This window comes from Ignatzschineria sp. LJL83, assembly GCF_054871845.1.
Map to the genome: position 1 here is coordinate 16,102 of NZ_JBTXLY010000012.1, position 26,808 is coordinate 42,909.

22 protein-coding genes are annotated in these 26,808 nt (G+C 38.9%); 8 read left to right on the forward strand and 14 right to left on the reverse strand.

Features of this window, described 5'->3' with window-relative positions; translation table 11 throughout:
- Nucleotides 1-287 precede the first annotated feature (287 nt).
- The 5 genes from ACYSN2_RS08555 to ACYSN2_RS08575 all read right to left on the reverse strand — a co-directional run bounded on the left by ACYSN2_RS08555 (nucleotide 288) and on the right by ACYSN2_RS08575 (nucleotide 6,532).
- Complete coding sequence (locus ACYSN2_RS08555) at nucleotides 288-878, reverse strand: DJ-1/PfpI family protein (protein ID WP_461749837.1); 591 nt, start codon at nucleotides 876-878, stop codon at nucleotides 288-290.
- 327 nt (nucleotides 879-1,205) lie between these two features.
- The gene (locus tag ACYSN2_RS08560) at nucleotides 1,206-2,132 is read right to left on the reverse strand and encodes an aminoglycoside phosphotransferase family protein (protein WP_461749838.1); all 927 of its coding nucleotides are present in this window, start codon (nucleotides 2,130-2,132) and stop codon (nucleotides 1,206-1,208) included.
- Between the two features lie 286 nt (nucleotides 2,133-2,418).
- Entirely contained in the window at nucleotides 2,419-3,459 is a 1,041-nt protein-coding gene (locus tag ACYSN2_RS08565) for a methyltransferase (protein WP_461749839.1), read from the reverse strand.
- Nucleotide 3,460: 1 nt separating this feature from the next.
- Nucleotides 3,461-4,195, reverse strand: a complete 735-nt coding sequence (locus tag ACYSN2_RS08570; RefSeq protein ID WP_461749840.1) for a pseudouridine synthase — start codon at nucleotides 4,193-4,195, stop codon at nucleotides 3,461-3,463.
- Nucleotides 4,196-4,207: 12 nt separating this feature from the next.
- The gene (locus ACYSN2_RS08575) at nucleotides 4,208-6,532 is read right to left on the reverse strand and encodes an ATPase, T2SS/T4P/T4SS family (protein WP_461749841.1); all 2,325 of its coding nucleotides are present in this window, start codon (nucleotides 6,530-6,532) and stop codon (nucleotides 4,208-4,210) included.
- 159 nt (nucleotides 6,533-6,691) lie between these two features.
- Here ACYSN2_RS08575 and ACYSN2_RS08580 point away from each other — a divergent pair, with 159 nt between their 5' ends.
- From ACYSN2_RS08580 to ACYSN2_RS08600, 5 genes are all read left to right on the forward strand, one after another.
- Nucleotides 6,692-7,717 (forward strand): PhoH family protein, encoded by a 1,026-nt coding sequence (locus tag ACYSN2_RS08580; protein ID WP_461749842.1) that lies wholly within the window; start codon nucleotides 6,692-6,694, stop codon nucleotides 7,715-7,717.
- A 34-nt stretch (nucleotides 7,718-7,751) separates the two neighbouring features.
- The gene (gene ybeY, locus ACYSN2_RS08585) at nucleotides 7,752-8,228 is read left to right on the forward strand and encodes an rRNA maturation RNase YbeY (RefSeq protein ID WP_461749843.1); all 477 of its coding nucleotides are present in this window, start codon (nucleotides 7,752-7,754) and stop codon (nucleotides 8,226-8,228) included.
- A 457-nt stretch (nucleotides 8,229-8,685) separates the two neighbouring features.
- Nucleotides 8,686-8,874, forward strand: a complete 189-nt coding sequence (locus ACYSN2_RS08590; RefSeq protein WP_461749844.1) for a hypothetical protein — start codon at nucleotides 8,686-8,688, stop codon at nucleotides 8,872-8,874.
- Nucleotides 8,874-9,653 (forward strand): ceramidase domain-containing protein, encoded by a 780-nt coding sequence (locus ACYSN2_RS08595; RefSeq protein ID WP_461749845.1) that lies wholly within the window; start codon nucleotides 8,874-8,876, stop codon nucleotides 9,651-9,653. Before ACYSN2_RS08590 ends, ACYSN2_RS08595 begins: the two co-directional genes overlap by 1 nt.
- A 404-nt stretch (nucleotides 9,654-10,057) precedes the next feature.
- Nucleotides 10,058-10,558 carry a hypothetical protein gene (locus tag ACYSN2_RS08600; protein WP_461749846.1) on the forward strand — a complete coding sequence of 167 codons (501 nt, stop codon included), beginning with the start codon at nucleotides 10,058-10,060 and terminating at the stop codon, nucleotides 10,556-10,558.
- A 309-nt stretch (nucleotides 10,559-10,867) separates the two neighbouring features.
- Here ACYSN2_RS08600 and cmoB read toward each other — a convergent pair whose 3' ends face one another.
- The 4 genes from cmoB to tatA form a co-directional block, all read right to left on the reverse strand.
- Nucleotides 10,868-11,821: a tRNA 5-methoxyuridine(34)/uridine 5-oxyacetic acid(34) synthase CmoB gene (cmoB, locus tag ACYSN2_RS08605; protein WP_461749918.1), complete on the reverse strand. Its 954-nt coding sequence runs from the start codon at nucleotides 11,819-11,821 to the stop codon at nucleotides 10,868-10,870.
- 72 nt (nucleotides 11,822-11,893) lie between these two features.
- Nucleotides 11,894-12,664 carry a carboxy-S-adenosyl-L-methionine synthase CmoA gene (gene cmoA / locus ACYSN2_RS08610; RefSeq protein WP_461749847.1) on the reverse strand — a complete coding sequence of 257 codons (771 nt, stop codon included), beginning with the start codon at nucleotides 12,662-12,664 and terminating at the stop codon, nucleotides 11,894-11,896.
- Between the two features lie 236 nt (nucleotides 12,665-12,900).
- Nucleotides 12,901-13,647 (reverse strand): Sec-independent protein translocase protein TatB, encoded by a 747-nt coding sequence (gene tatB / locus ACYSN2_RS08615; protein WP_461749848.1) that lies wholly within the window; start codon nucleotides 13,645-13,647, stop codon nucleotides 12,901-12,903.
- Nucleotides 13,648-13,735: 88 nt separating this feature from the next.
- Nucleotides 13,736-13,984 carry a Sec-independent protein translocase subunit TatA gene (gene tatA, locus ACYSN2_RS08620; protein WP_461749849.1) on the reverse strand — a complete coding sequence of 83 codons (249 nt, stop codon included), beginning with the start codon at nucleotides 13,982-13,984 and terminating at the stop codon, nucleotides 13,736-13,738.
- A gap of 491 nt (nucleotides 13,985-14,475) precedes the next feature.
- Here tatA and gpmI point away from each other — a divergent pair, with 491 nt between their 5' ends.
- Both gpmI and uvrA read left to right on the forward strand, forming a co-directional pair.
- Nucleotides 14,476-16,005: a 2,3-bisphosphoglycerate-independent phosphoglycerate mutase gene (gene gpmI / locus ACYSN2_RS08625; RefSeq protein WP_461749850.1), complete on the forward strand. Its 1,530-nt coding sequence runs from the start codon at nucleotides 14,476-14,478 to the stop codon at nucleotides 16,003-16,005.
- A gap of 596 nt (nucleotides 16,006-16,601) precedes the next feature.
- Entirely contained in the window at nucleotides 16,602-19,430 is a 2,829-nt protein-coding gene (uvrA, locus tag ACYSN2_RS08630; protein WP_461749851.1) for an excinuclease ABC subunit UvrA, read from the forward strand.
- A gap of 78 nt (nucleotides 19,431-19,508) precedes the next feature.
- On the opposite strand, the gene ACYSN2_RS08635 is transcribed toward uvrA, so the two are convergent.
- Entirely contained in the window at nucleotides 19,509-20,513 is a 1,005-nt protein-coding gene (locus ACYSN2_RS08635) for a hypothetical protein (RefSeq protein ID WP_461749852.1), read from the reverse strand.
- Nucleotides 20,514-21,364: 851 nt separating this feature from the next.
- Nucleotides 21,365-21,784, reverse strand: coding sequence for a hypothetical protein (locus tag ACYSN2_RS08640; protein ID WP_461749853.1), 420 nt, complete (start codon nucleotides 21,782-21,784; stop codon nucleotides 21,365-21,367).
- Between the two features lie 232 nt (nucleotides 21,785-22,016).
- Between ACYSN2_RS08640 and ACYSN2_RS08645 the strand changes: the two genes are divergently transcribed.
- Nucleotides 22,017-22,907 (forward strand): hypothetical protein, encoded by an 891-nt coding sequence (locus ACYSN2_RS08645; RefSeq protein WP_461749854.1) that lies wholly within the window; start codon nucleotides 22,017-22,019, stop codon nucleotides 22,905-22,907.
- A 104-nt stretch (nucleotides 22,908-23,011) separates the two neighbouring features.
- Here ACYSN2_RS08645 and aldA read toward each other — a convergent pair whose 3' ends face one another.
- The 3 genes from aldA to ACYSN2_RS08660 form a co-directional block, all read right to left on the reverse strand.
- Nucleotides 23,012-24,448, reverse strand: coding sequence for an aldehyde dehydrogenase (gene aldA, locus ACYSN2_RS08650; RefSeq protein WP_461749855.1), 1,437 nt, complete (start codon nucleotides 24,446-24,448; stop codon nucleotides 23,012-23,014).
- Between the two features lie 126 nt (nucleotides 24,449-24,574).
- Nucleotides 24,575-25,468, reverse strand: coding sequence for a dihydrodipicolinate synthase family protein (locus ACYSN2_RS08655; RefSeq protein ID WP_461749856.1), 894 nt, complete (start codon nucleotides 25,466-25,468; stop codon nucleotides 24,575-24,577).
- Nucleotides 25,469-25,480: 12 nt separating this feature from the next.
- Complete coding sequence (locus ACYSN2_RS08660; RefSeq protein ID WP_461749857.1) at nucleotides 25,481-26,782, reverse strand: MFS transporter; 1,302 nt, start codon at nucleotides 26,780-26,782, stop codon at nucleotides 25,481-25,483.
- Nucleotides 26,783-26,808: the final 26 nt, after the last annotated feature.

Consider the following 26,808-nt stretch of genomic DNA (forward strand, 5'->3'; position numbering starts at 1 on the left):
ATATATAGCCAAACAGCCCTAAATACATAAGGTATGTAGGTTTACAAAAAACGACATCTGTCTATTAATTGTCATTTAAGATCACTTATTGAAAATAATATTTGACCCACATCAACTTACCGCTCATAAAAAAATTCAAGAAATCAGGCTAAATTTACTTCAAAAAAATCATCCCAATAAAAAACTAGACTTAAAACTCCATTAGAAATTCCCATTAGAAAGATCCAATTGAGTTTTAAGTCTAGCTATATCAAAAACCTATTCTCTACATTTCTATATCAATGCGCTTACAACGTAATCTTCACGCCAAGTTTATCAATAAATGCCGCTAACCAAGCAGGATGCGCGGGCCATGCCGGAGCTGTGACGATATTGCCGGAAACTTCTACGCCATCCACCGGAACATCGGCGTATGCTCCGCCGGCTAATTGCACTTCTGGGCTACATGCCGGATATGCGCTGATGGATTTGCCGGCAATAATGCCGCTTGCCGCTAAAATTTGTGGACCGTGACAAACCGCAGCGATGGGTTTTCCGGCATTATCAAATTCACGAACAATCTCTAAAATACGAGGATTTAATCGAAGATATTCCGGCGCTCTTCCGCCCGGAATCACTAATCCCACGTAATCATCGCTATTCACATCCTCAAAATTATAGGTTAATGCAAAGTTATGTCCCGGCTTTTCGCTATACGTTTGTGCGCCTTCAAAATCATGGATTGCCGTAGGCACAACATCACCCGCCTTTTTATCTGGACAAACGGCATGTACTTCAAACCCAAGCATTTTCAACGCTTGAAATGGTACCATAATTTCGTAATCTTCCACATAATCGCCGGCTAAGAGTAAAATCTTTTTCGTGTTATTCGTGCTCATCTTCATTCCTCCAAGTGTTATTGATCTTATTGCATCATGTTGTATCTCTGCTTATCGCCGATAAACACAGCTTGTTGCCATAAAACGGCCTCATCATGATATTTTTAAAATAGCAGATCTATATTACAGAATCATGTAAATCAGCATGATGTAGAACAATAAAAAGAGCGTTAAAGATTATGCCGAAAGATAAATATCGCATAACAAATTGATATTAAAATAAATATTGAAATATGAATATTCAATGCGATGAATCACTCTTGAGAAATCTTCTTGATCGCCTTGATTGGCTTAATCAAATTTATCAAACTTATCGGTTTAAACTTATCAGTTTAGATAAGGATCGATAAACTCTAAAAATGCCAATTGTATAGATGCTTCTTCAAGCATTTCGTCTTCTAAGAACCATGAAGCTGATAATGCGGTGCCGGCAAATATCCATTGAAGTAATCGTTCCTTTTCTAAAGAAAATGAATTTTCCGCATAACAAAGAAAAGCGATCTTCTCTTCGAAAAGCGCTCGATTCATACGAATATTTCCTAAATCAGGATTCATAAATATAGGCAGATAATCGAAATAATGCTCGCCACAAAATCCTTTGGGATCAATCATTCGAATATCTTCCGGCGAAAAATAGAGCGCATTTCCATGATGCGCATCGCCATGAAGCACAACTTCAGATTGCGGAGAATCTAACAAATCTCTAGCGATGATTTGAGCTTTACGGAACAGTTTACCCTCATGCTGTAACTGCAATGATGTCTGCAATGACGATTGAAATAGCGATTGAAACACCGACCTTAATTCCCTTAAATTCTGAAACTTTGAAAGCGGTGTTTGATGAAGTTTCTGAATAACCTTCGCTAGTTTTTCCATTGCCGGCAAATGAGAAGATTCCGTGAGCGCTTCCGGCAATAATGAGCGATTTTCTTCGGCATAATTGAGCAATATCCCATATTGATCCGCTTTGAATACCTGAACAGATGCGTCATTTTGATCATCTGACCAAGTTTGCAATTGCTGAATACCGTTTATTTCATCGGTATTTTGAGTGATTTTCAACATGCGAAAATTGCCATCTGAATCTTTCACTGTTTGTAGCAAACTCGTTGCCGTGATGAAAGGTTCAGACATTGGAATCAGATGCCATTTCTGAAGATAGGTTTCTAATAATTCATGATTCAAGGGCATTTTCGTTTTCTCAAGTTTGTTGCACAATCGAAGCTGATTCGTGGCTGGTTCGAATGCTTGCATGCTTCTCAATATCCCGCGCCAGCAAGATGAATTCTTTTAAATTTCAAACCACAATGACAATTTCTCAATTCATCTTATAACGAGATCTGTTTAAGTGAGTTCAATTGTAAAATAGAAGATTATTCATCGCCGGATTACATGCTTGCATGCTTCTAAATATCCCGCGCCGGCACAAGATGAGTTCTTTTAGGTTTTAAATCCAATAAAATCTTTGAATATAAAAAGCTCTCAATGTTGATTCATTGAGAGCTTTCTCTTTTATTCGATCTTATGAGATTTACGCTTATTACTTCAAACGTTCTAATTTAAGAATCTTAAATTGTGGATTGCCGGCCATTTCAGTGCATTTCACATATTCGTCATAGCAGACTTTTTCAATAGCGATAAAGCGATTAACCACAAGATAAGCGATTCCTTTTCGTCTTAAAAGACGGCGGATATTCTTTACGAATTTTACGGTTAAATCTTGTGATGTGCTGAATCCTTGATGGAATGGCGGATTACACACGATTCGATCAAATGAGCGGTCTTCTAATTCTGAACCGCAATCATCTAATGTCACTAGTGCTTCAATGCCGAGTTCTTCAAGATTATGGCTACAAAGCATCACAGAAGCGACATTACAATCCGTTGCAACGAGGGTTTCTATTTTAGGATTCTTGCCGATACTTGCCGCTAAATAGCCGTAACCGCAACCTAAATCGAGCACTTTTCCTTCGAGAGAAAACTTATCTTTATTCAAAGTTTCCGCTAAGAATTGGCTACCTTCATCAATCTTTTTATAACCATAAATTCCCGGCTTACTGACAAATTCTAAATATTGCGCCGGATCTTCGATCATAATAAATTCACGATATTCTTCGCCGTTAAGCTCTAACTCATTGCCGGCGATTTTTTCGATACGCGCATAACGAAGCCCTTTTCCTAATAGCTCAAGCTCTGCAACTTGCCCCATTTTCTCGGCATGTTTAATCACGCTTTTCACGCCCTCTTTATTGTTGCCGGTCAGCACTAAACTACCGCCATCTTTTAAGATTCGATTCGCTTGTACTAAGAGATAATTCGTGAGGATTTTCGATTTATTCAAACGAAACAGAATAAAATCAAAGAAATTATCCGGCGCATCTTCCAACACAAAATCACTGAGATTGCCGTCAAAACCGATAGCTTGAAGCTGATCATCAATATCTTTACGATTAGTAATATAACGAATATTCTCTTTTGCGCTTACGCCAGAAAGATCAAAACTCTCATCCGCAATGAGCAATCCTGTACCTTGTTGAATGAGCGCTTGATCTCGAAAAAGTGCATTACTTGCTTCAGCCATTTTAAAATCCTTCTATTTCTTCGTCTGTTAAAGAGCGATATTCGCCCTCATGTAATCCATCTAATGTTAAGTGCCCAATTGCCGCTCGGTGCAGGCTTTCCACATGATTGCCAACGGCAGCGAGCATTCTTTTCACTTGATGATATCGCCCTTCTCGAATCGTGAGGCGAATCTCTTTTTCTGCTAAACGCTCGACAATTGCCGGTCTTGTGGGAAGCTCATCGCCCCTGAGTTCAACGCCAGTTTCAAGCGCTTCAATCATCTCATCTGTGATGGGTCTTGCGAGAATAATCTCGTACACTTTCGCCACATCTTCATCGCTGTTTTTACTAGAGCGCATAATTCTGTGCGACCAAGCACCATCATCAGTAATAAGCACCATTCCTGTGGTATCGGCATCTAATCTGCCGGCAATATGCAGGGTTTCGGCATCTTCATCTTCTTCAATTAAGCGAAATAGCGAAATATGCCCATCATGACGATGGCTTGAAACATATCCTGCCGGCTTATGAAGGAGAAAGTACCGTTTTTGAGCACGATACGTCACGATTTCATCATCCACGACCACGACATCATCTTCCGTGACTTTGAAATCTCGCTGCGTGACTAATTCATCATTCACATTCACCCAGCGATTTCGGATCGCCTTTCCCGCTTCCTTACGGGAAATACCGAGCGCTAACTGTAAAAACTGATCTAATCGATAACGCTCTTTTACGCGTAAATTTTCTTCCATTAATCTCTCTAACTATTCAATTGTGACACGTAAAACTTCTTCTAAAGAGGTTCGGCCTTCCATAACTTTATCAATGCCGGCTTGACGTAAATTCTTCACGCCTTCTCGTTCTGCTTGCTTTCGAAGATCATTGCTTGATGCTGATTCAAGCATCATCTGCTCCATTCTTTTGGAAATCGGCATAATCTCAAAAATCGCAAAACGTCCGCGATAGCCATTATGACATTCAGAACAACCGCTCGCTCTATAAAAACGGCTTGCCGCTTGTTGTGGCGTAAATCCTAAGGTTTCTAAATATCCAGAATCGACAATATCTTCCTCTTTACAGTGACAAAGCTCACGCACTAAACGCTGTGCTATGATGAGTTTCACTGTGGAAGCGATATTGTAATTTTCAACGCCCATATTTTTAAGGCGCACCAATGTTTCAATCGCGGAGTTGGTATGGAGCGTTGATAACACTAAATGCCCTGTTTGCGCTGCTTTCATCGTAATATCGGCAGTTTCATAATCTCGAATCTCGCCCACCATTAACACATCCGGATCTTGCCGTAAAAATGCTCGAAGCGCTTCGGCAAAATCTAAGCCGATTTTAGGATGAACTTGAAGCTGATTAATCCCTTCTAAGTTAATCTCAATGGGATCTTCCACTGTTGCGATATTTTTAGAAGGCTGATTGAGATGATTCAGACAAGCATAAAGTGTGACTGTTTTCCCAGAACCTGTCGGCCCTGTAACTAATACCAAACCTTGCGGTCTTTCAATCGCCGCTTGAATCATCTCTTTCTGCGGTGCATTGAGCGCTAAACGATTGAGCGAGAAATTCATCTCCGAATTATCGAGCAGACGAATCACGACTTTTTCACCCCAAAGCGTTGGAATAATCGACATTCTCGCATCGACCTCTTCCTCTTCTAGGCAGATGGTAATATGTCCATCTTGCGGCAATCTCTTCTCGGCAATATCGAGCTCTGCCATGATTTTAAGGCGAGCGGCAATGCTTTGGCGATACTCTTCCGGCACCACATACATTTTATGTAACACGCCATCAATTCGAAAACGAATCCGATACGATAATTCATAAGGTTCAAAGTGAATATCCGACGCTTTTTGCGTAATACCATCGAGAAGCACATAGTTGATATATTCGATAATATCGCCTTCGATTGGAATCTCTTTTCCGAGTTCTTGTCGGATTTCTTTTTGAGGATCATTCGCTTCTTCATTAGCTTTTACTGCCACTTCTTCTAAAACTTCTCCAAGCATTTTTGCCGAATCCATATAGCTATTTTCCGGCATGATCAAAGAATCAATTTTAGTTTCCTGAATGGCTTCAACGCGATGTTCCGAAGCTGTTTCTGAGGTTGTTTCATAAGGCATTTCTAACGTTTCTTCGAAATTTTCATCTAGAACTTCGGCTTCAAATTCTTCTGCTTCAATTTTTTCTGCTTCATTTTCTCTTGTACCAAACTCTTCAGAATCATATTCTTGATGAGCAATATATTCATTGATATCTTCTGAGAATTCACGGCTGAGATGCTCATCTTCAAAATGTTCCGTGAATGTTGCGTCTTCCTCATCATCTTCCGATTTCGATTCAAACTCGGCAACATCTAATGCCGAATCTTGTAGTGCGGAAAAACGATCATTGGCATCTTCCGCTTCAACTTCTTCGATCATTTCGTCAGTAGTTTCTGTGAGTTTTTCTGCGGATGTTTCTGAAAAGGTTTCCGGCATTGCTTCTTCAGCTGCGATCTCTTCTGTTTCACGCGCTTCAATCAGTTGCTCTTCTGACACTCTTTCTTCTACGATTCTTTCTTCTAAAGATTCACTCGCTTCTACGGCATTGGCACTTTGCGCATTAAATGCCGGCATTTCGCGAGGTGCATTCACATCTAATTGCAACAATGTCGCTTTAATCGCATCACTTTCTGCAATCCAATATTCAATTGCAAATGGTACTCGAAGCGACAAAACATCGAAAAATCGCATATTCGAAGGATCTGCCGTTGCCACAATTAAGCGATTGCCGAGAAGTGCTACCGGCACAACATATTGCGCAAGCATCTCTTCTAACGTTGCAAAGGTGGAGAAATCAAAATTGGTAATGGGTTTTAATAGCGATAAATCTACAATCGGCAGCGGATTTTCAGCCGTTTTATTGGCAAAAATCGCCGCTTCAAAAATCGCTTCGCTCGTTAATCCGTGCGCTCTTAATTTACCAACGGTCGAAAGCTCTGTTTCATACATTTTTGTCGATAGTAACGGAACGGCTTCTTTCGACATCCATTTCAACTCAATCAGCCCCTGAATCAATAGATTATGTTCAAGTTTCACATGCAACCTCATACTTTAATTTATGCCAAAGGCTTGTATTATCGGAATCAGCCCCAAAATTGTCGTTATTATAACACTACTTCTTGAGGCGAACTTCTTCATAATGTAGCGTTATCCAATATTTTAAATCATTAATGTATAAGGATAGTTAAAAAACGAATGAGCATAATTACACTTGCTTTTGACGACGATAACGAACGTCTTTCAAATCTTTGCGGCAATCTTGATGAACATTTGCGTTTAATTGAACAGCGAGTGATGGTCGATATTGGTAATCGTGGTGCGAATTTCCAAATTAGCGGCAACCAAGAAGATATTGAAGATGCTAAAAAAATCCTAGAAGAGCTCTATCATCAAACAAAAAATAAGTTGTTAGAGCCCAATGATGTCCATCTTGTGATTCAAGAATTTGGGCCGGAATTTAAAAATCTTAAAAATGATAAACACGATCGTGTAATCAAAACAAAAGCAGGTCTTATTCGTGGCAGAACGCCGGCGCAGAAAGAGTATCTCTACAATATGGGAAAACACGATATCAACTTTGGTATCGGACCTGCCGGAACGGGAAAAACCTATCTTGCCGTAGCTTCTGCCGTTGAAGCGCTCGAAAAAGATGAAGTGCGCCGTATTATTCTTGTTAGACCTGCGGTTGAAGCCGGCGAAAAACTCGGATTTTTACCGGGAGATTTAACAGAAAAGATCGACCCATATTTGCGTCCGCTTTATGATGCGCTCTATGAAATGCTCGGTTTTGAAACCGTAAGCAAACTCATTGAACGTCACACAATCGAGATTGCACCGCTCGCATTTATGCGTGGAAGAACGCTCAATGATGCGTATATTATTCTCGATGAATCGCAAAATACCACGATTGAACAGATGAAAATGTTCTTAACGCGAATCGGCTTTGGCTCGACAGCGGTGATTACCGGCGATGCTTCTCAAGTGGATTTACCGCGCCATGTAAAATCGGGCTTAAAACATGCGTTAGAAGTTTTAGAAAATGTGGATGGTATTTCTATTAGCCATTTCTCTTCCATTGATGTTGTGCGCCATCCGATGGTGGCAAAAATCATTGATGCGTATGATAAAGCTGATAATATCGAGCGAATCGCTAAAGAACGCCGTGAAAAAGCGAAAGAGAAAGAGCGATTAGCAGCAGAGAAAAAAGCAGAAACTGCTTAATAATTTTCATCCATATTTTAAGTGATCCAAAACTATGAGAAACCCCGAATTACTCGTGCTTGATTGCCAGCGAGAAGTTGAAACAAACGTTCCTAATGATGAAAAACTTCAGCTTTGGGTAAACACAGCGCTCGAAACTGCCGGCTTTATGAAAGCTGCGGAAATGACGCTTCGCTTCACAACTAATGAAGAAGTCCAAACCCTTAACCGAGATTTTAGAGATAAAGATAAACCGACAAACGTTCTCTCTTTTCCTTTTGAAGTGCCGGACTTTTTGATCGATGAAGAGCCAACTTTAGGCGATATCATTATCGCAATGCCGGTGATTGAAGCGGAAGCAAATGAACAGCAAAAAACCATCGAAAATCATCTTGCACATATGACGATTCACGGCACTCTGCATCTTTTAGGCTTCGATCATATCGAGGACGAAGAAGCGGAAGAGATGGAAGCATTAGAGATTCAAATTTTAGAAAAACTCGGCATTGCCAATCCTTACGAGGAAGCGTAATTTCTGATTTTTGATGTATAGCTATTTCGGTTTAAAATTCTCAAAAGAATTGATACTGCTGGCATGGGATTTTAAAAAGAATGCAAGCATTCGCCCCAGCCATGTATCAGCCTTAGTTTTACAATTAAACGTTCTTAAACCGATTTCAGTCTACAAAAGCCAATATCTTTCAACGGATATTGGCTTTTTCTTATCTTGAATCTCATTATTTTTCTCAACGTTATCTCAAAATTCTCTCAAAAAACCAAATTCCTTTCTGAATCCTTTGTGATTCATTTACAAGTTTATTTCAACCGCTTATCAACCAAGTAATAATGCATCTTTCCAAGAATCTTCAGCAACCTTTCGATAATAAAAGTAATCAAACGTTAACTTTTTAATTGACTTCAATATCTTAAATCCATAAGATAGATCTCAAGGTTAACGATTGATTACTTTTTAACGAGAGGAATTCACTATGAAAAAGAAATTGTCCTATTTATTACTGATTATTGTCACTTTAGGAAGTCTGTTTTTAGCATTTGGTTGGAGCGAATATCAGAAAGCAGATACTTTAGAAACACCAGAAATGCAACCAACATTAGCGCAAGCAATGCCCTATATTCCGCCGCAATCAGCTTCACAGTTTTTAAGAGGGAAATTCTAATGAAGATGATTTCTAACACACAAAATGCTTCTTACAATTGGCTATTTTATCCGGCGGTAATTCTCTTCTTTATTGCATTTTATTGGATTTTTCCGAGCTTCCCACAACCTGAGGATTATCACTATTTCTCCGGCGATCAAACGATCTTTGGGGTTTCGAATTTTATGAATGTCGCTTCCAATATTGTCTATATTATTGCCGGCATTTTAGGATTATATCGCTGTCAAAAGAGAACTTTTTATCTACCGCAATATCGCTGGAGATTCTTCTTTATCTCGCTTATTTTGGTAGGAATCGGCTCTTCTTATTATCATTTTAATCCTTCCACTTATTCGCTCTTTTGGGATCGATTGCCGATGGGTTTAGGTTTTGCATTTCTAAGCGCAAACTTCCTTGCGGAGCGCTTCCCCGTTTGTAATGATCATACGCCGTTACTGTTACTCCTTGGTTTTAGCGTGTTTAGCATTGTCTATTGGCACTTTAGCGAAATGATCGAGATGGGAGATTTACGCCTTTATGCCATTACGCAATTTGCCACAATTGGGTTAATCGGCTTTTGCCTTCTATTCAGAGCACAAAGTTTTCAGATGGATTTTCCGTATTGGATTCTGTTTATCGGCTACGGCATTGCGAAAGTGTGTGAAATGCTCGATCCAGCAATTTTCTCACTCAGCCAAGGATTTCTTGGCGGTCATGTGATTAAGCATCTTATTTCCGGCATTGCGCTGATACTCTTTATTCCGCCCACTCGCCGAATAAATCAACCATCAAGGCACTAAATCTTCAGTTAAATTGTGAAAACAGATCAATCGTTAAACCTACCATTTCACTTTAAAACTCAAAAAAATGAACCTTGCTGGTGCGAGATATTGAAAAGCATGCAAACATTCGATCCAGCCTTGCATCAGCCAATGTTACGAGCCGAATTCTTTAAACCAATTCCTCTATTTGAATAGAACTAATCTTAGGGAAATCTTTAGCTTCTCAAAACGATCCAACAGCTAATACAAACGATGATTTCTCGGCGTAGAAGCTTCATATCCAAATTTATCTAAAATTTATCTACAAAGCTGAAAAGATAGATCACTTATCGCCGGCAGATTTACGGTATACTAAGCGCAGATATTTTCACTATTATTGATTTTTAATATCCTAAAAATTCTTACAAAAGCGTTTAATAAATATGACAGACAGTGCAAAAACACCGAGCAAAACATCTCTTTTTATTTTTTCTTGGATTGGGTTATTTATTTTCAACTTTCTCTTTGCAAGAACCACGTCAACCATTCCGGTTCCTGTGATCGCCCTTTTCATGCTTTTTACTGCCGGCGCACTCTATAAAGAACGTATCCAACTTCGTGCTTTTGCCATTCTCGCATTTATCATTGCGGCAATCTTTATCGCCATTGCCTATTTCGGCACGATTTGGTTTCGCTATGAAGTTTATAATCTCTTTGATGTTCGAGGACCGAAATTCTTCCAAATCACATTTTATCTCTTCCTTTTCATCAATGCTGCTGCATTTACCACCGTTGCGATGGGACTTTTCAAAGCGATTTCAACAGTGAAAGGCGCGATTATCACTTGGATTGCAACCGCTGTGATTTACTTTACCATCACGTACTTAATGCGTGATTTCCTCAGCATTTTGGCGCAAATTACAGACCAAATGTTGCCGGGTTAATTTTTGGTTATTCTACGAAAATTCTATTGATGAAGTTCTATTGATGAAGTCTTACCAATAGAAGCCTTGAAGAAAACTAATCGTATCAATAAAGGCTGATTCATCGCTGGTTCGAATGCTTGCATTCTTCTGATAATCTCATGCCAGCAATGTTAATCCTTTTCAGAATTTTAAATCAGAGTTAATTTATTCTAAAAACTGTTTCAAAAAAACCGCTAGATTTGCATATCAGCGGTTTTTTCATACTTCTTTTGATACTTCTTTTTATGTTTAAATCGTTAGATCTTTAGCGACAACTAAATACTCAAACTACTTCGGTTTTCGAGCTAACATCACAGCACGCTTTGGTGCAGGATGCCCTTCAATCGTGAGGTTTTCATCGTTTGGATCTAAGAAATCCGGCAATGAGAGATAATCCATCCATTCTGTAGTGCGCTGTTCATCTAGGGATGTTTTCGAAAGATCAACACAGCGAACATCCGTAAAGCCTACTCTTTCAAGCCAGAGTTTCAGAGCATCAACCGAGGGTAAATACCATACATTTCGCATCTGCGCATAGCGATCATCCGGCATTAATACCGTATCTTTATCGCCATCAATCACGATGGTTTCTAACACTAATTCACCGCCCGGTTTTAACGTGCCTTTTAGCTGATAGAGATGATCAATAGGCGAACGGCGATGATAAAATACGCCCATGGAGAATGTCATATCAAAGCATTCAAGCTCTTCCGGCATCTCTTCTAACGTCATTGGTAATTGCCAAATCGGCGCTTCCGGCAGATATTTACGAACGGAAAGATATTGATATAAAAAGAGCCAATTAGGATCCACGCCAATCACGCTATTTGCACCTTTTCCAAGCATGCGATAACCGTAATAACTATTGCCACAACCCACATCTAAGATGTTTTTGCCGGCTAAATCCAAATGTTTACTCACGCGATCCCATTTGAAATCTGAGCGCCATTCCGTATCCACAAATGTTTCACTAAATTGGAAAGGACCTTTGCGCCACGGCATTAAGCGCTTTAATGCATCTTTCAGCACAGCTTCATCTGTATCGCCTGTTAAGATCACGCCGTTATCTAAATCCACTTGGAGATTCTCTAATGCCGGCAAATCTAATAATGCATGTTCCCAACGTGGGCTATCGCCGTGTTTTTTGCGAAGCGTTTCCGCTAATGCTTCCGGCAATGTTTCCGTGAACTTCCCTATTTTGTGCCCTTTGAAATGTGCCATCAGCGCATCCAAATGAATCATCTTTTCCATAACTTCCTAACTGTATCTTGTTCTAACTATTGAATTCTAATCTGTTGAGCGTTCTATTGAGCATTACTTAATTGCCAAAATCGAGGAGAAATTAATGCACTGAAACCACAAATAAACTTCTTTAAATCCCGCTTCTAATAAGCGCGCTTTATGTTCTTCAAAGGTATCGATCTTCATCACATCTTCTAGCGATTCACGCTTTTGGGCGATTTCTAATTCTGAATAACCTTGCGAGCGCTTAAATTGCATATGCAGATTATTCAAAACTTCATGTTCTCTTTCATCTGAAAATCGCAATTTTTCCGACATAAAAAGCGCGCCATTAGGCAATAAGCTATCGGCAATTTTCGTTAAAAGTGCTAAGCGCTTCTCTCTTTGAATAAATTGTAAGGTAAAATTCATCGCAAAAAGTGACGCATTTTCATAAGGAAATGTCGTAATATCCGCTTCAAAGACTTCAATGGGTAGCAAAGATTCAATCATCATCTCTTGTGCTTTGAGATATTCCCGAGATTTTTCCACCATTGCCGGCGAATTATCAATGGCGATAATAGAGGTATTTGGCGTTTTTACGGCATTTCGAAGCACCATTGAAACTGCGCCTAAGGAGCTTCCTAAATCGTAAATATTACTATTTTCCTGCGCAAATACCGGCGCTAGATTTCCAATATTTTCGACAATCGTTGTATATCCCGAAGCGGAGCGGCGAATCATATCAGGAAAGACTTTGACCACTTCTTCATTGAAGCTAAACTTCCCGCATTGACGTTTCTGAGCGTAAATGGAATCTGGTTCTGATTGCTCAAAAAGATATTGAATGGAACGATCGTTCACTAAAATTCTCCCGACAATTTAAAGGTGTTTCAATGTAATGTTTTCAATGTGATATTTTAATATCGTTTTCCATGACAACTTTCAGTTCGATATTTCCATACCATCTAGCCGAAAGATATCAGGCTTATAAAATCAAAAACGTCTCACAAGAGACGTTTTAAAAACTCATTCGAGCGTCTATTCCGAGCGCTTACTTCAAACAAGTCTATTTCAAAATTTTCTAACAGCTCAATCTCTTAGCGATTCAGCTCTAACTGCCGAACCGTAATTCTCCGTTTGATTTCATCTTCGCTCAGCAACTGACGAGAATTTTTCGCTTCCAAGAATGCAAATTGCTTCGCAATATTGAGATCCGTTTCCGCCATGATTTCCGCTTGACGCATTTCGACAATTCTACGAATAATGTCGGAGGAATCTTGCTCGATCTGTACGTTTTTAGCATAGTTCTTCGGCGCTTCTGTCATGATCACTTCTTCATCGAAAAAGTTTGGATCATCAAAATATTCCGCTTCCGATTTCAAGAATGCTTCATCAAAAGCGATATCGAAAGATTCTTCATCATCGATCTCTTTCTTAGAATCTGCTTTTTTAGCACTTCTTGCTAATGCATCTTTCTCATCATGATGCGCATTCACATCCAGATATGCTTCAAGCTTTTTCGCTTCAGAAGCCACTTGAGATTGTGTGCTTAATGCCGAAGATTCAAAATCTTTGAAGTTCTTTTCCACATCCGATTTTGTGCTATTGAGCTCGCTTTTCAGCTTTTGTAATTCTGAATTATTCTTCAGCTCTTCGATGGATTTTTTAATTTCATCAAGCTCAAATTCATTGCTGAGATCATTCTTAATACTGCGAGTAAAATGCTGAACTTTGCCCACCAATTTTCCGACAGTACGAATCATCTCCGGCAATTTTTGCGGACCAATGACAACAAGCGCTATCACCAAGATAATGAGAAACTCGGTGCTACTAATTCCAAACATAGTGCCCCTTTTCTACCTTGACAATAACGCTGTTAATTGCGCTGAATCATATAAACCGAACAACTTCTGTAACAAAATAAAAATCTCGTTACTCAACACGACTGTTTTTTTGCTCGTCCACAACCGTTTCGTCTTTCACTGTATCGGCTGTTTTGTTTTCTAAATTTTGTGGTGTTTTCTCACCTTTTGCTTCTTTTTCGCCATCTTTCACAGCATCTTTGAAGCCTTTCACCGCTGAACCGAGGTCTTTACCGGCATTTTTTAATTTTGCTGTTCCAAAAACTAAAAGAACAACTACCAAAAGAATTCCCCAATGCCAAATGCTAAATGAACCCATAATTACATTTCCTTTAAGCGTGAACGAATATTTACAATAATGAGATCAATGATACTCTAAAATCGTGAATTTATGTAGCCTATTTTTCTTGTCTTATCAACAGAATGATATTCTCCAAAAACCCTATTTCAATCCTCATTCAGCTCTGAATTCTGATCCGATTTCAAATGTTTTACATCATGATCTTGCCCTTTTTAAGGAATTAGTTATATCAGCGAATTATTACAGCTTCATCACAAAGGATTATTCCTTCAAAATTCTCTTCAAAAATGTACTTTGAAAAGTAAAAAATCAGATTAGATAAAGATGCCTCTTCTAAAGAAATTTAAGAAGAAGTTTAAAAAAGAATTTCAGAAGGAACTGAAAATTAAATCACTATCAAATGCCGATTCTCGCAACCCTTAAATCTCTTTTTCGCTATAATATAGCGCAATGAATTTTGTAAAAGATCGATCCTGATCTTAAGCCATTTATTTTGCTAAGGAATAGAGATGTCAAAACCTAAACCAGTTGTTCTATGCATCCTTGATGGATGGGGATTTCGCAACGAACTTGAAAATAATGCGATTGCCGCAGCTCAAACCCCTAATTGGGATCACATGCGTGAAATCGGCGCGGTGACTTTCATTAAAACATCTGGCGAAGCAGTTGGTCTTCCAGATGGGCAAATGGGGAACTCTGAAGTAGGTCATATGAATATCGGCGCTGGCCGTGTTGTGAATCAAGACTTCACGCGCATTACGAAAGATGTTCGTAGTGGCGAATTCAACAACAATCCTGTGTTAAACAGCACGATTGATGATCTTATCGCAACTGACAAAGCGCTTCATGTGTTTGGTCTTCTCTCTCCGGGCGGCGTTCACTCTGATGAGAAGCATATTTTTGCGCTTATCGAGTTTGCAGCAAGCAAAGGTTTAGAGAAAATCTATCTTCATGCATTCTTAGATGGCCGTGATATGCCGCCACAATCGGCGAAACCTTCTCTTGAGAAAGCAGATGAACTGTTCGCAAAACTCGGTAAAGGTCGTTTAGCGACAATGATCGGTCGTTACTATGCGATGGATCGTGATAATCGTTGGGAACGTGTGGAACAAGCGTATGATCTTATCAGCCAAGGCTTGGCAGAATTCCAAGCAGATTCCGGCATTGAAGGTTTAGCAAATGCGTATGAGCGAGGCGAGAATGATGAGTTTGTGAAAGCAACTGTGATCGGCGAAGCGGTAAAAATTGAAGATGGCGATGCCGTAATCTTCATGAACTTCCGAGCAGATAGAGCGCGCGAAATTAGCTATCCATTTGTTCAAGCAGATTTCGATGGTTTTGCGCCAAAACATCTTCCAAAACTTTCTCACTTTGTCTCTTTAACGCAATATAAAGCAGACTTAAATACAGAGATCGCTTATCCACCGGTTGAGCTTAATAACGGTCTTGGCGAAGTGCTCGCAAAAGAAGGTTTAGCGCAACTTCGTATCGCTGAAACAGAAAAATATCCGCACGTAACATTCTTCTTTAACGGCGGCGAAGAGCAAGTATTTGCCGGCGAAGAGCGCATTTTAGTGAACTCTCCAAAAGTGGCAACGTATGATCTTCAACCGGAAATGAGTGCTCCAGAAGTGACAGAAAAACTCGTTGCGGCAATTGAATCAGAGAAATTTGATGTGATTATCTGTAATTACGCAAACCCTGATATGGTTGGTCATACCGGCGTTTTCGAAGCAATCGTAAAAGCCATTGAAGCAGTAGATACAGGACTTGGTAAAGTATTTGAAGCGGTACAAAAAGTCGGCGGTGAAATGCTTGTAACAGCGGATCACGGCAATGCGGAAATGACTTGGGACGAAAAAACCAACCAACCGCATACAGCACATACCACAACGCCGGTGCCTTTAATCTATATCGGTAAACGCGCAACCTTAGAGCCAGACGGCGCTCTATGCGATTTAGCACCGACAATTCTTCACTTAATCGGTGTTGATCAACCTGAAGAAATGACTGGGAAAAATTTGATTCATTTCCAATAGTTTCTAATCGATTGAGTTAGATATTTTTAGAAATCAGCCAGAGTGTCTTTGGCTGATTTTTTTATGTCTATTTTCACACGTCATATTTTAAATGTGCGTTGCTGGCACGGGATATTGCCAAGCATGCAAGCATTCGACCCAGCGATGAATAAACCTTATTTTAAAGTTGAATTGTCTTAAACCGATTTCACGATATCCATTCTCATTTAAAGCTGATTCATGGCGGGAGGGAATGTGTGCACACTTATTACGATCAAGCGCCCGTTGTTGGGATTCTTCAATCTCACAACCTTTCCTTTCTTTCCATCTTTCCATCTACAACCTGTAATCTGCAATCTGCAATCTGCAATCTTTTAAAATAAGAGATTCAAAAAGTTAAATGCCTATTGCACCGCAAAAAAGGTATAATAATTCCTTGATTTTTTCCCAATCAACCCAATTATCTGCTATGGAATCCACGTTGATTCACCCTATTTTATAGATCTATCGGCTTACTGAATGTGCCGTTTTTACGATCTTATCTCGTTATCAGTTATTTTCACTCCAACGACATCGAATTTACTCACAAGGAGTTTTAGCTCCTGTACGAAGGTATTATGGAAGATATTACAATTCAAGGCGCTCGCACACACAATCTTAAAGATATTAATCTCTCGCTTCCTCGCAATAAATTAGTCGTGATTACGGGGCTTTCTGGCTCTGGTAAATCATCGCTTGCGTTCGATACGCTCTATGCCGAAGGTCAAAGACGTTATGTAGAATCGCTCTCCTCTTATGCTAGACAATTCTTGTCTGTGATGGGAAAGCCTGATGTTGACCATATTTCAGGATTATCGCCGGCAATTTCTATTGAACAGAAATCCACCTCGCATAATCCTCGTTCGACCGTTGGAACTGTGACGGAGATTTACGATTATCTGCGCTTGCTCTTTGCGCGTATCGGAACGCCGCACTGCCCGACGCATCATTTACCACTTAATGCGCAGACGATTCCACAAATGGTGGATATGACGATGACGTTATCGGATGAGCTTCGATTAATGCTCATTTCGCCGGTGATTCGTAATCGTAAAGGCGAACATATTAAGCTCTTTGAAGAGCTCAAAGCGAAAGGGTTTTTACGGGTTCGGATTGATGGCAAAACCTATGAGATTGATGATCTTCCGGAGATTAACGCAAAACAGCATCATGATATTGATGTCGTTGTCGATCGCTTTAAAGTGCGAGAAGATATTCGCGTGCGTTTATCGGAATCCCTTGAAACGGCGCTCGATCTTTCCAATGGCTTAGCGGCAATTGTGGATATGAAAACAGAAGAAACGCTTCTGCAATTTTCTGCCAACTACGCTTGCCCTGAATGTGGCTTTACCATTGCCGAATTGGAACCGCGTCTCTTCTCGTTTAATAACCCCGAAGGCGCTTGCCCGAGCTGTGATGGTTTAGGCGTAAATCAATATTTCGATCCTGCAAGAGTGGTTGCCGAACCATCTTTGCCCATTTCTAATGGCGCCATCAAAGGCTGGGATCGTAATTCGAGCTACTATTTTTCGATGATCGAATCTTTAGGGAAACATTACGGATTTGATCCTGATACGCCATTTGAAGATCTGCCGAAAAAAATTCAAAAAATCCTCCTTTACGGCTCTGGCGAAGAAGAGATTGAATTTCATTACATCAGCAATCGTGGTCAGCGTTCTATCCGCATTCATCCGTTTGAAGGAATTATTAATAATCTTGAACGCCGTTACCGAGAAACTGATTCGCAAATCGTGCGAGAAAGCTTAACGAAACTTCTCTCCATGCGAACTTGCCCAGATTGCGAAGGAAGCAGACTCGGCGTTGCCGCAAAAAATGTATTGATTGATGGAAAAGCGATTCATCAAATTACCGCTCTGCCCATCAGCGATGCGCTGAATTGGTCTGAAAATGTTGAGCTCACCGGCGCAAAACAAGAGATTGCCGATAAAATCTTTAAAGAGATTCAAGAACGCTTAGGCTTTTTAGTGAATGTCGGGCTTGATTACCTCAATCTTTCTCGCTCTGCCGAAACCCTTTCCGGTGGCGAAGCGCAGAGAATCCGCTTAGCTTCACAAATCGGAGCGGGATTAATGGGCGTTCTCTATGTGCTTGATGAGCCTTCTATCGGGCTTCATCAGCGAGATAATGATCGTTTATTGCAAACGCTCTTTCATCTGCGAGATTTAGGCAATACCGTCATCGTTGTGGAACATGATGAAGATGCGATTTTATCTTCTGATTATATTGTCGATATCGGCCCCGGCGCCGGCGTTCATGGTGGAAATGTGGTTGCTGCCGGAACTCCTGCTGAAGTGATGAAAAATAAAAATTCGCTCACGGCGGATTATCTCTCGGGTCGTAAGAAAATCGAAGTGCCGGAAAACCGTGTGAAGAATGATCCTAAACAGCAGATTAAACTCATCGGCGCTACCGGCAATAACCTTAAAAACCTTACGGCATCATTCCCATTAGGCTTATTAACGTGCGTGACCGGCGTTTCAGGTTCAGGGAAATCCACATTAGTGAATGATACGCTCTATAGCTCCATTGCGCGCATTCTCAATAAAAATAACAGCATTGAAGTCGCACCTTATAAGAAAATTGAAGGCTTAGATTTGATCGACAAAATCGTCAATATTGATCAAAGCCCTATCGGCAGAACGCCGAGATCGAATCCGGCAACCTACACCGGACTTTTCACGCCGATTCGTGAAATTTTCGCCAATACGCCGGAAGCTCGTGCGCGCGGTTATCAGCCGGGTCGCTTTAGCTTTAACGTAAAAGGCGGACGTTGTGAGAACTGTCAGGGAGATGGTTTGATCAAGGTTGAAATGCACTTCTTACCAGATGTATATGTGATGTGTGATGAATGTCACGGCAAGCGCTATAACCGAGAAACCCTTGATATTCTCTATAAAGGAAAATCGATCAATGATGTGCTGAATATGACGGTGGAAGAAGCATGTGAATTCTTCGATGCGATTCCCGTTGTTCATCGCCGTTTAGAAACACTGATGGAAGTAGGTTTAAGCTACATTACGCTCGGACAAAATGCGACAACCCTCTCCGGCGGAGAAGCCCAACGTGTGAAGCTTTCAAGAGAACTTTCAAAACGTGATACCGGCAAAACCGTCTATATCCTCGATGAACCCACAACAGGGCTTCATTTCCACGATATCGCGCAGCTTCTAAAAGTGATTCATACGCTCCGAGATAAAGGCAATACGGTCATCATCATTGAGCACAATCTCGATGTGATCAAAACCGCCGACTGGCTCATCGATATTGGCCCTGAAGGCGGCGCAAAAGGTGGAGAGATCATCTTCGCAGGAACGCCGGAAGAAATTGCCGAGTGCAAAGAGAGCCATACCGGAAAGTATTTGAAGCCGTTGCTTGAGAAGAAATAGTCTATTTTTTCATTTCTAGCAAAACTCAATAAAAAAGCACCTGAATTTTATATTTCAGGTGCTTTTTTGTAAGATTAGTTACAGTACGCCGGGACGAATTGTTCCCTCTACATCCGTAAAGTAGAAGTTATATAAACTTCCGCCATTACTTGTTTCGTAAAGGATTGGAGAGGACATTATCCCTCCTTTTTTATTTAAACGAAATAGTTTTCCGTTATTTGAAATTTCAAGTTCATAATCCTGTTTATTTACTGTTATAGGAGTGAAACCATTATTTTTCCAGTCTTCTCTAAAGCTTTCTAGCCACATATTCCATCGCATAGAGCCTTCTCCGGTATAACCCACATAGCGATCTTCTTCTAACGTCGCCGGCATAAAAATATCAGCTAATTTCCCCTCATCTCGGGACGTAAATGCTTGAATGACTTCTTGATAAGCCTGCCACACTCGCTCAAAATTTTCTGGCGTGTTCTGTAATGGCTTCACCGTTGTCCATGAAAAAATACGATGAGGATGATAGATCGTTAAGTTTCTTTGTGCTACCGCATCATTATTCAGCCACTCTACATCATCTATCGTTTTCCTTTCTAAGATTGTTAACGTTGGCAAATCTGTCGCTGTATTTTCATTATTTAAAAACTCTTTACTCTGCTCTGTCGTAAACTTCCCTTCATCATCTAAGGTAACTCTTAAGTGCGTTACCCCCCGGCTATCTTTCTGTCCTGTTTTTCTATTCGTCGCAATTGCTGTAACGGATAGTTCACAAAATGAAATGGAGCCATTCTTAGGCTCTATGGGCAAATGTATGGCTTCAATCTCTAACGAGTTTTCTCCTTCTTGAAAAAAGGCGCCGACATCATCTACAAAAGAGACATTGTTATGGCTTCCGTTAAAAACAAGTGGCGAAAATACAAAATCTAAACCATTCAGCCGATAGATACATCCCATATTATTAAAATGAATTCTTCCACTATAATTCACAACGACTTCTTCACTATCTTGTGTCTTCTCTTCAGAAAAGCTCATCCCGAATAAACCACTTAACAATATTAAAACAGTTGCTAAATTGCATTTAAACTTCATAAATAATCCTACTCCTTATTACTGACATCTATTCTCAGCAGATACTTTCTTCATTTAATTTACTTTATAAAATGCGGGAAATTATAATAAAACATCGTAATAAATCGAGAGAATACGATAGATTCATTAATATACAAAATTAACCATCCGCTTAAAAAAATTCCTATCAAAACACTTACCGTTGCAAGCTTTGGCGCTCTATTGATGACGTAATTTATCAAAACGGTGAGATGTACACTTAATAACAACGCAAAGGAAAAGATAAAACATAGAAACCATAACGGCCAGCTTCGTAATTCTAGATTGAAAATATCGACAATTTGTCTAAAAAATAAAATAAGCCCTATGAATACTACAATCGTCAGTACCGGCATAAACATACTGCTGATAACCATATTTTTCGTACTCATAGTGAATGTGAAAAATACCAATCCGAACATCACTATTCCGAAATATAAAGTAAGACTTAAAAAGATATGTAATTCAATAAAATAATCACTTGTTACATCCAATTCCCCTGAAAAATGAGGTACTGATCCATTAAATATATATAACAAAAACCTTAGAATTACGAGGCTAATGATTGCGATAACTAACAAATTATTATTCTGAAAATACCGATTACCATAAGGGATAAAAATAAAAAAAACTAGTATGAAAAGTCCTGTAAAACTTAAAAACTGTCGTTCTATTGTTACTGAATATAGAGCTAAATTAGAGAATGAGATCTCCAAGACTTCTAAGCTCATAAAGCAAGCTAGCCCGATTAACACGAAATATACACATTGTGATATTACGGGAATCGTCAGGATACCTTTTTGATAATCGTGATTCATGATTGATCCCGCTGTTTAATAGTGAATAGGAAAAGGTTGAATCACACTGATGTAACGGATAGATCCATCTTTATTTCTTTTAATATCGACAACAACCTCATCATCATTCGTACCTTTAACCATCACTTCCCCATTTTTATCAAATGAAATCCTCGCTCCGACAGAACCCTGAAATAGGTATTCTTCAGTATTATTAATCATGCCTTGTAAATTCATCTCACAATATGACTTTTCTATAACGCCTCTTCGATCTTCCAAAGGCCACGCAACGATCTCAATTTCATGATTACTGCTCGTGAAAATTTCTGTTTCTAAAATGGGTTGTAAAAAAGACATTAAGAAAGGGGCTGAATCATAATTTCTAGTATCAGCGATCCTATATTCATCATTCAGATACATCGCACAGCGCATATCACTTGCTGCTACGGGAATCATGAAACTCTTACTAATAATATCTTTAGGCGATCTCCAATCCACAATAAAGATTGAAAATATCATCATTAATATTAAAAAAGAACATAGAATCCCTAATATAGATCGCTTTAACATTTATATTATTCCCAAATAAAATCATTATGAGATAATACGACTTCACAACAAAATCCACAACTTAACTAGTAACTCATAGCCTTGTGGAAAGCAGATAAAATAAAGAAAGGTTATCAATATGCAAAAAAATACGCCGAAGTTTTCTCTCTATTTTTTGCCATTTGTAGGTGCATTCACATATTTACTATTTGATTTTTTATGGGTATGGCTAGAAGGCCCTATATTGCAACTCCATATAAGTAATTATTCTGTTTTCACCCTTATTCTAGAAGTTCTTATTACATACTCTTCGGCAGTCGTCCTATTAAGCATTATTCTATTTTTAATACTTATTCCGATTTTACGTTTCTTCAACCTCAATAGAATTACCTTCAAAAATACCCTATTTATAATAGCTTTTACGCTGCTTTATAAAATTTACGTGGTTGGGTTCGCGCATATGACCATGAAAATCTACAATTACGAGATATATGAGTCTATCGAATACTATCTAGTTATCGTATCTAGGCTAAACTTCATCATCATGTTAATCATCCCATTAACCATTTTCTTGCACTTCTTTAAATCCTTTCTAGATTATTATGAAGAACCGCTTCCTCAAGGACAGAAAAAATGGTTATTGGCGAATCTATTAAGTATTGCCGGTTTTTTTAGCCTTACTTTATGGATCATTTATACATTTTTCTATTCATTTAGAATAATGCATTTTCTCTATAGTTATGGAGGAATGGGTATGGTTTCCTTTTTCTTCTCAACCTATATCGCCCTTGCTTTCATGATGTTTTCAAAGAAAATTATGCTGACAGATATTAGCACACGAACAGCTTTCATAACGGGGCCGATTCTTGCATTATTCTCGCTATTTCTAATCATTATTTCCGCTAATTTAATAGATGGTGCAGGATATGGAATATATATCATATTCCCCTTTTTATCAGTGAGCGTTCCTATTGCGACCATTATTTTTACTATTGTCATCGTTAATAAAATGTATGCTCGTTATAAGTAGATTCGCACTATTAATGAAATAAACCCCAAACTTTTAAGCTTGGGGTTTATTATTTAGATCTCCGTTTATTCATGATCTGAGGTTTAGCTTCAAAATATGGATAATTACTTATCCGTTTCTAGGTAAACAACCTGTGTTTGTAAGAACTCTTCTAAGCCATGTTTTCCGTCTGCACCGCCGATTCCTGATTTCTTCCAACCTGCGTGGAATCCTTGCATTGCTTCAAAGTTTTCACGGTTAATATAGGTTTCCCCAAATTCTAATCGGCGAGTGATATAGAGAAGATCATTAATATTCTTTCCATATACCGAACTTGTTAAGCCAAATTCGCAATCATTCGCAAGATCAATCACTTCATCTAAACCGCTAAATGTTGTAATAGGCAATACAGGTCCAAATGTTTCCTCATGCATAATATCCATCTTTTGAGTCACATTACTTAAGATGGTTGGCTCAAAGAAGAATCCTTCTCCTTCCACAATATTTCCACCAAATTCAATTTTGGCACCTTGCGAAATAGCCTTTTGAACTTTCGCATTCACAGATTCGAGTGCACGTTTTTCAATAAGTGGCCCCATGTGAAGCTCTCCTTCTTGATACTGACTTGGATCGCCATATTTTACAGCTTTAAATTCCGTTAAAAGCTTTTGGATCAGTGCATCTTTGATGCTTTCATGCGCATATACTCGCTCTGCACAGTTACAGATTTGTCCGGTATTTCCAACTCGTGAAGCTGTAATTGCTTTCGCTGCTAAATCTAAATCTGCATCTGCTAAAACAATTGCCGGCGCTTTTCCGCCGAGTTCTAAAGATACTTTCGTAATGTTTTTAGCAGCAGCGCTCATCACTGCTTCTCCCGCAGGAACAGAGCCTGTTAAACTCACCATATCGACATCTTTATGTCCTGCTAAATATCCACCAATCTCCGCACCACCACCATTTACGACATTAAATACACCTTTTGGCAATCCAATATCATTCACTATTTCCGCAAAAATAGCACAGTTAATCGGTGTTAAACTACTCGGCTTAATCACAATCGTATTACCCGTTAAAAGTGCCGGACCCATTTTTCTCGCTATCAAGAAGAAAGGAAAGTTCCAAGGTAAAATGCCGGCAACAACCCCTAATGGTCGTTTGAAAAGAAGAATATTTTCACGAGGTCTATCACTTTGGATAATCTCCCCTTCATAACGTCTTGCCCATTCTGCTTGGTAATCTAAATAATCTGCTGTAAAAAAGACTTCTATTTTCGCAAGATCCTTAGTTTTTCCGCCTTCAGCAACAATAATCGACGTAATCTCATCAGCTCTTTCACGAATACCATTCGCAATTTTATGTAAGTACTCTCCTCGCTGATATGCCGGCAACCTTTCCCAATCTTTCTGTGCACTTTTTGCAGCCGCAACCGCTTGATCCACTTCTTTCAATGAACCAATAGGCTCTTTTGCAATGACAGTACCAGTAGATGGATTTAATACATCTCGATGCTCTCCAGTACCGATAAACTCGCCGTTGATATACATCTTCAGTTCTTTCATCACGTTCTCCTTTAGTGTGTTTTTAATCTACTTATTTATAATTTAGAGATAACAAAGATCTTATGCATACTCTTTGATCAAAATAACTAACCCAATTCAAAAATTCAATTCTATTCAAATGATTCGTTAATGAATATTTTTCTTAAACATATCATCAACTAATTGAAGTTCTTGCTCATTCAGTTTTCCTGCATAGTTTCTAGAATGCCCTTCCATATAACCATATTGTTGACTAACAGCCGTTTTGATAGTGGTTACAAAGTCATTTCCAATCGCATAAATACTCATCATTTCACTAATAATTTGATGATTTTTCATGACCGCTTCTAAATCATTATCGGCAAATGCTTTTGAGATATTTGTGAAGACTTCAGGAATTAAGTTTGTTAATCCTGATAATACTCCACTGCCACCATTTAATAAGTTAGGGGCAAAATACTCATCATATCCCGCAAGTACAGAGAAATCAGGTCTTACAGATTTTACCTGTAACACAATATTCCGAGTATGAGATAACGTATCCACAGTATCTTTAATACCTACAAAGTTCCGGCATCTTTTAGCTAACTCAACAACTAATCCTGCATCAACATCACATCCTGTACGCGCCGGAAAATTATAGATGAACCAAGGAATATCAATTTGTTTATCTATATCAAGATAATATTCAAGGATTTGGGTTGCCGTCTGTCCATAATAATAATGGGGTAAAATCATTACCGCATCATATTGGTATTTTTTAGCTTTTTGAGACATCTGAATAATATCTGGAACATGAGTCGCAGATGTATGTGCAATCAATGGTAATGTTGTTAATTGTCTTGCCTTTTCAATTAGCTCCAATCTTTCATGTAAGCCTAAAGTCGCAAATTCTCCAATACTTCCCATGACAAGAACACCATTAATCCCTGCTTTTTCCAAGCGTTTATAATGTTGTTCAAGCCCTACATAATCAATGTTATTATCCTTCGTAAAAGGAGTTACTGACGGACACCATGCACCTGTGAATTTATTTTTCATATTATTTTCATCCTATGATTTTTTGACTGTGTTTTTGGATTTTAAAGTTAATAAAACAAGAACCCCAACTAAACTAACAACGGCCAATGCTAGTAATCCTGCCGTTTGATTTCCCATTAACTGCTCTGCATAATTTTTTAAGTTAGGGGCAGTAAATCCACCTAGATTCCCCACGGCACCGATTAAAGCAGTTCCTGCAGCAGCACTTTTTCCTGAAAGATATTGTGTTGGTAAGTTCCAAAAAATAGGTTGAACGATAATAAATCCGCATACGGCGATTGTAATCACGATCAAATATACAAAAAGGTTATTCGTCTGTGTCGCTAAAGTAATTCCTATAACCGCACATGCAAGCATTACCATTGCCATTACTCGCCATCTTCTATATTTATCCGTCAATTTCGTAATTACCGGCAATAGTAATAATGTCACGACCCAAGGTATCGCTACGTATAATCCAACTTTTAAGCCAATACTTGTATTTAATAATTCTGAGAATTTCGAAGGTAAGTAAAATAAGACTCCATAAACACTTACCTGAATACTAAAGTATACAAATACAAATTTCCAAACTGTCAGGTCTTTTAATGTTCTAAGAAGATATCCTTCTTCAGGAAGCTCAGAGCTCGTTTTGTTTTTCAGATCTTTCTCTAACTCTAAACTAATGGCTTCCTTTTCAGCATCTGTTAACCATGAAGCTGTGCTAGGTTTACTCTCCAACCAAAAATATGCAAATATTCCTACAAAAACGGTCAAAATACCTTGAATAACAAACATCCATTGCCAATTTTTCATTCCTAACATCGTTGGTAACTCTAGAAGTAAACCTGAAAAAGGCGCCCCAAACATCATTGCAAGCGGAACTCCTAAATAAAACCAACCATATGCTTGGCCTCTATATTTATCAGGAAACCAATACGTTAAATATAAAATAACACCTGGGAAAAATCCGGCTTCCGTTACTCCAAGTAAAAACCGTAAAATATAAAAACTAATCGGATCTCGTGAGAACATCATAAGTCCACATACGATCCCCCAACTAACCATAATTCTACTTAACCAAACTTTTGCACCTACTCGGTGCAACATTAAATTACTTGGTATTTCTAAAATTGCATATCCTAAGAAAAATACCCCAGCACCAAAAGCATATGCGGCTGCATTAATTCCTGAATCTATTTCTAAATATTGTTTTACAAAACCAACGTTAGAACGATCTAACATGGCTAATGAAAACATAATGAGCAACATTGGTAATAATTTTCGCTTATTTTTATTAGTTGCCGACAACAACAACTTATTATGCTTATCCATATCCCTACCTCATTTAATTTTATTAT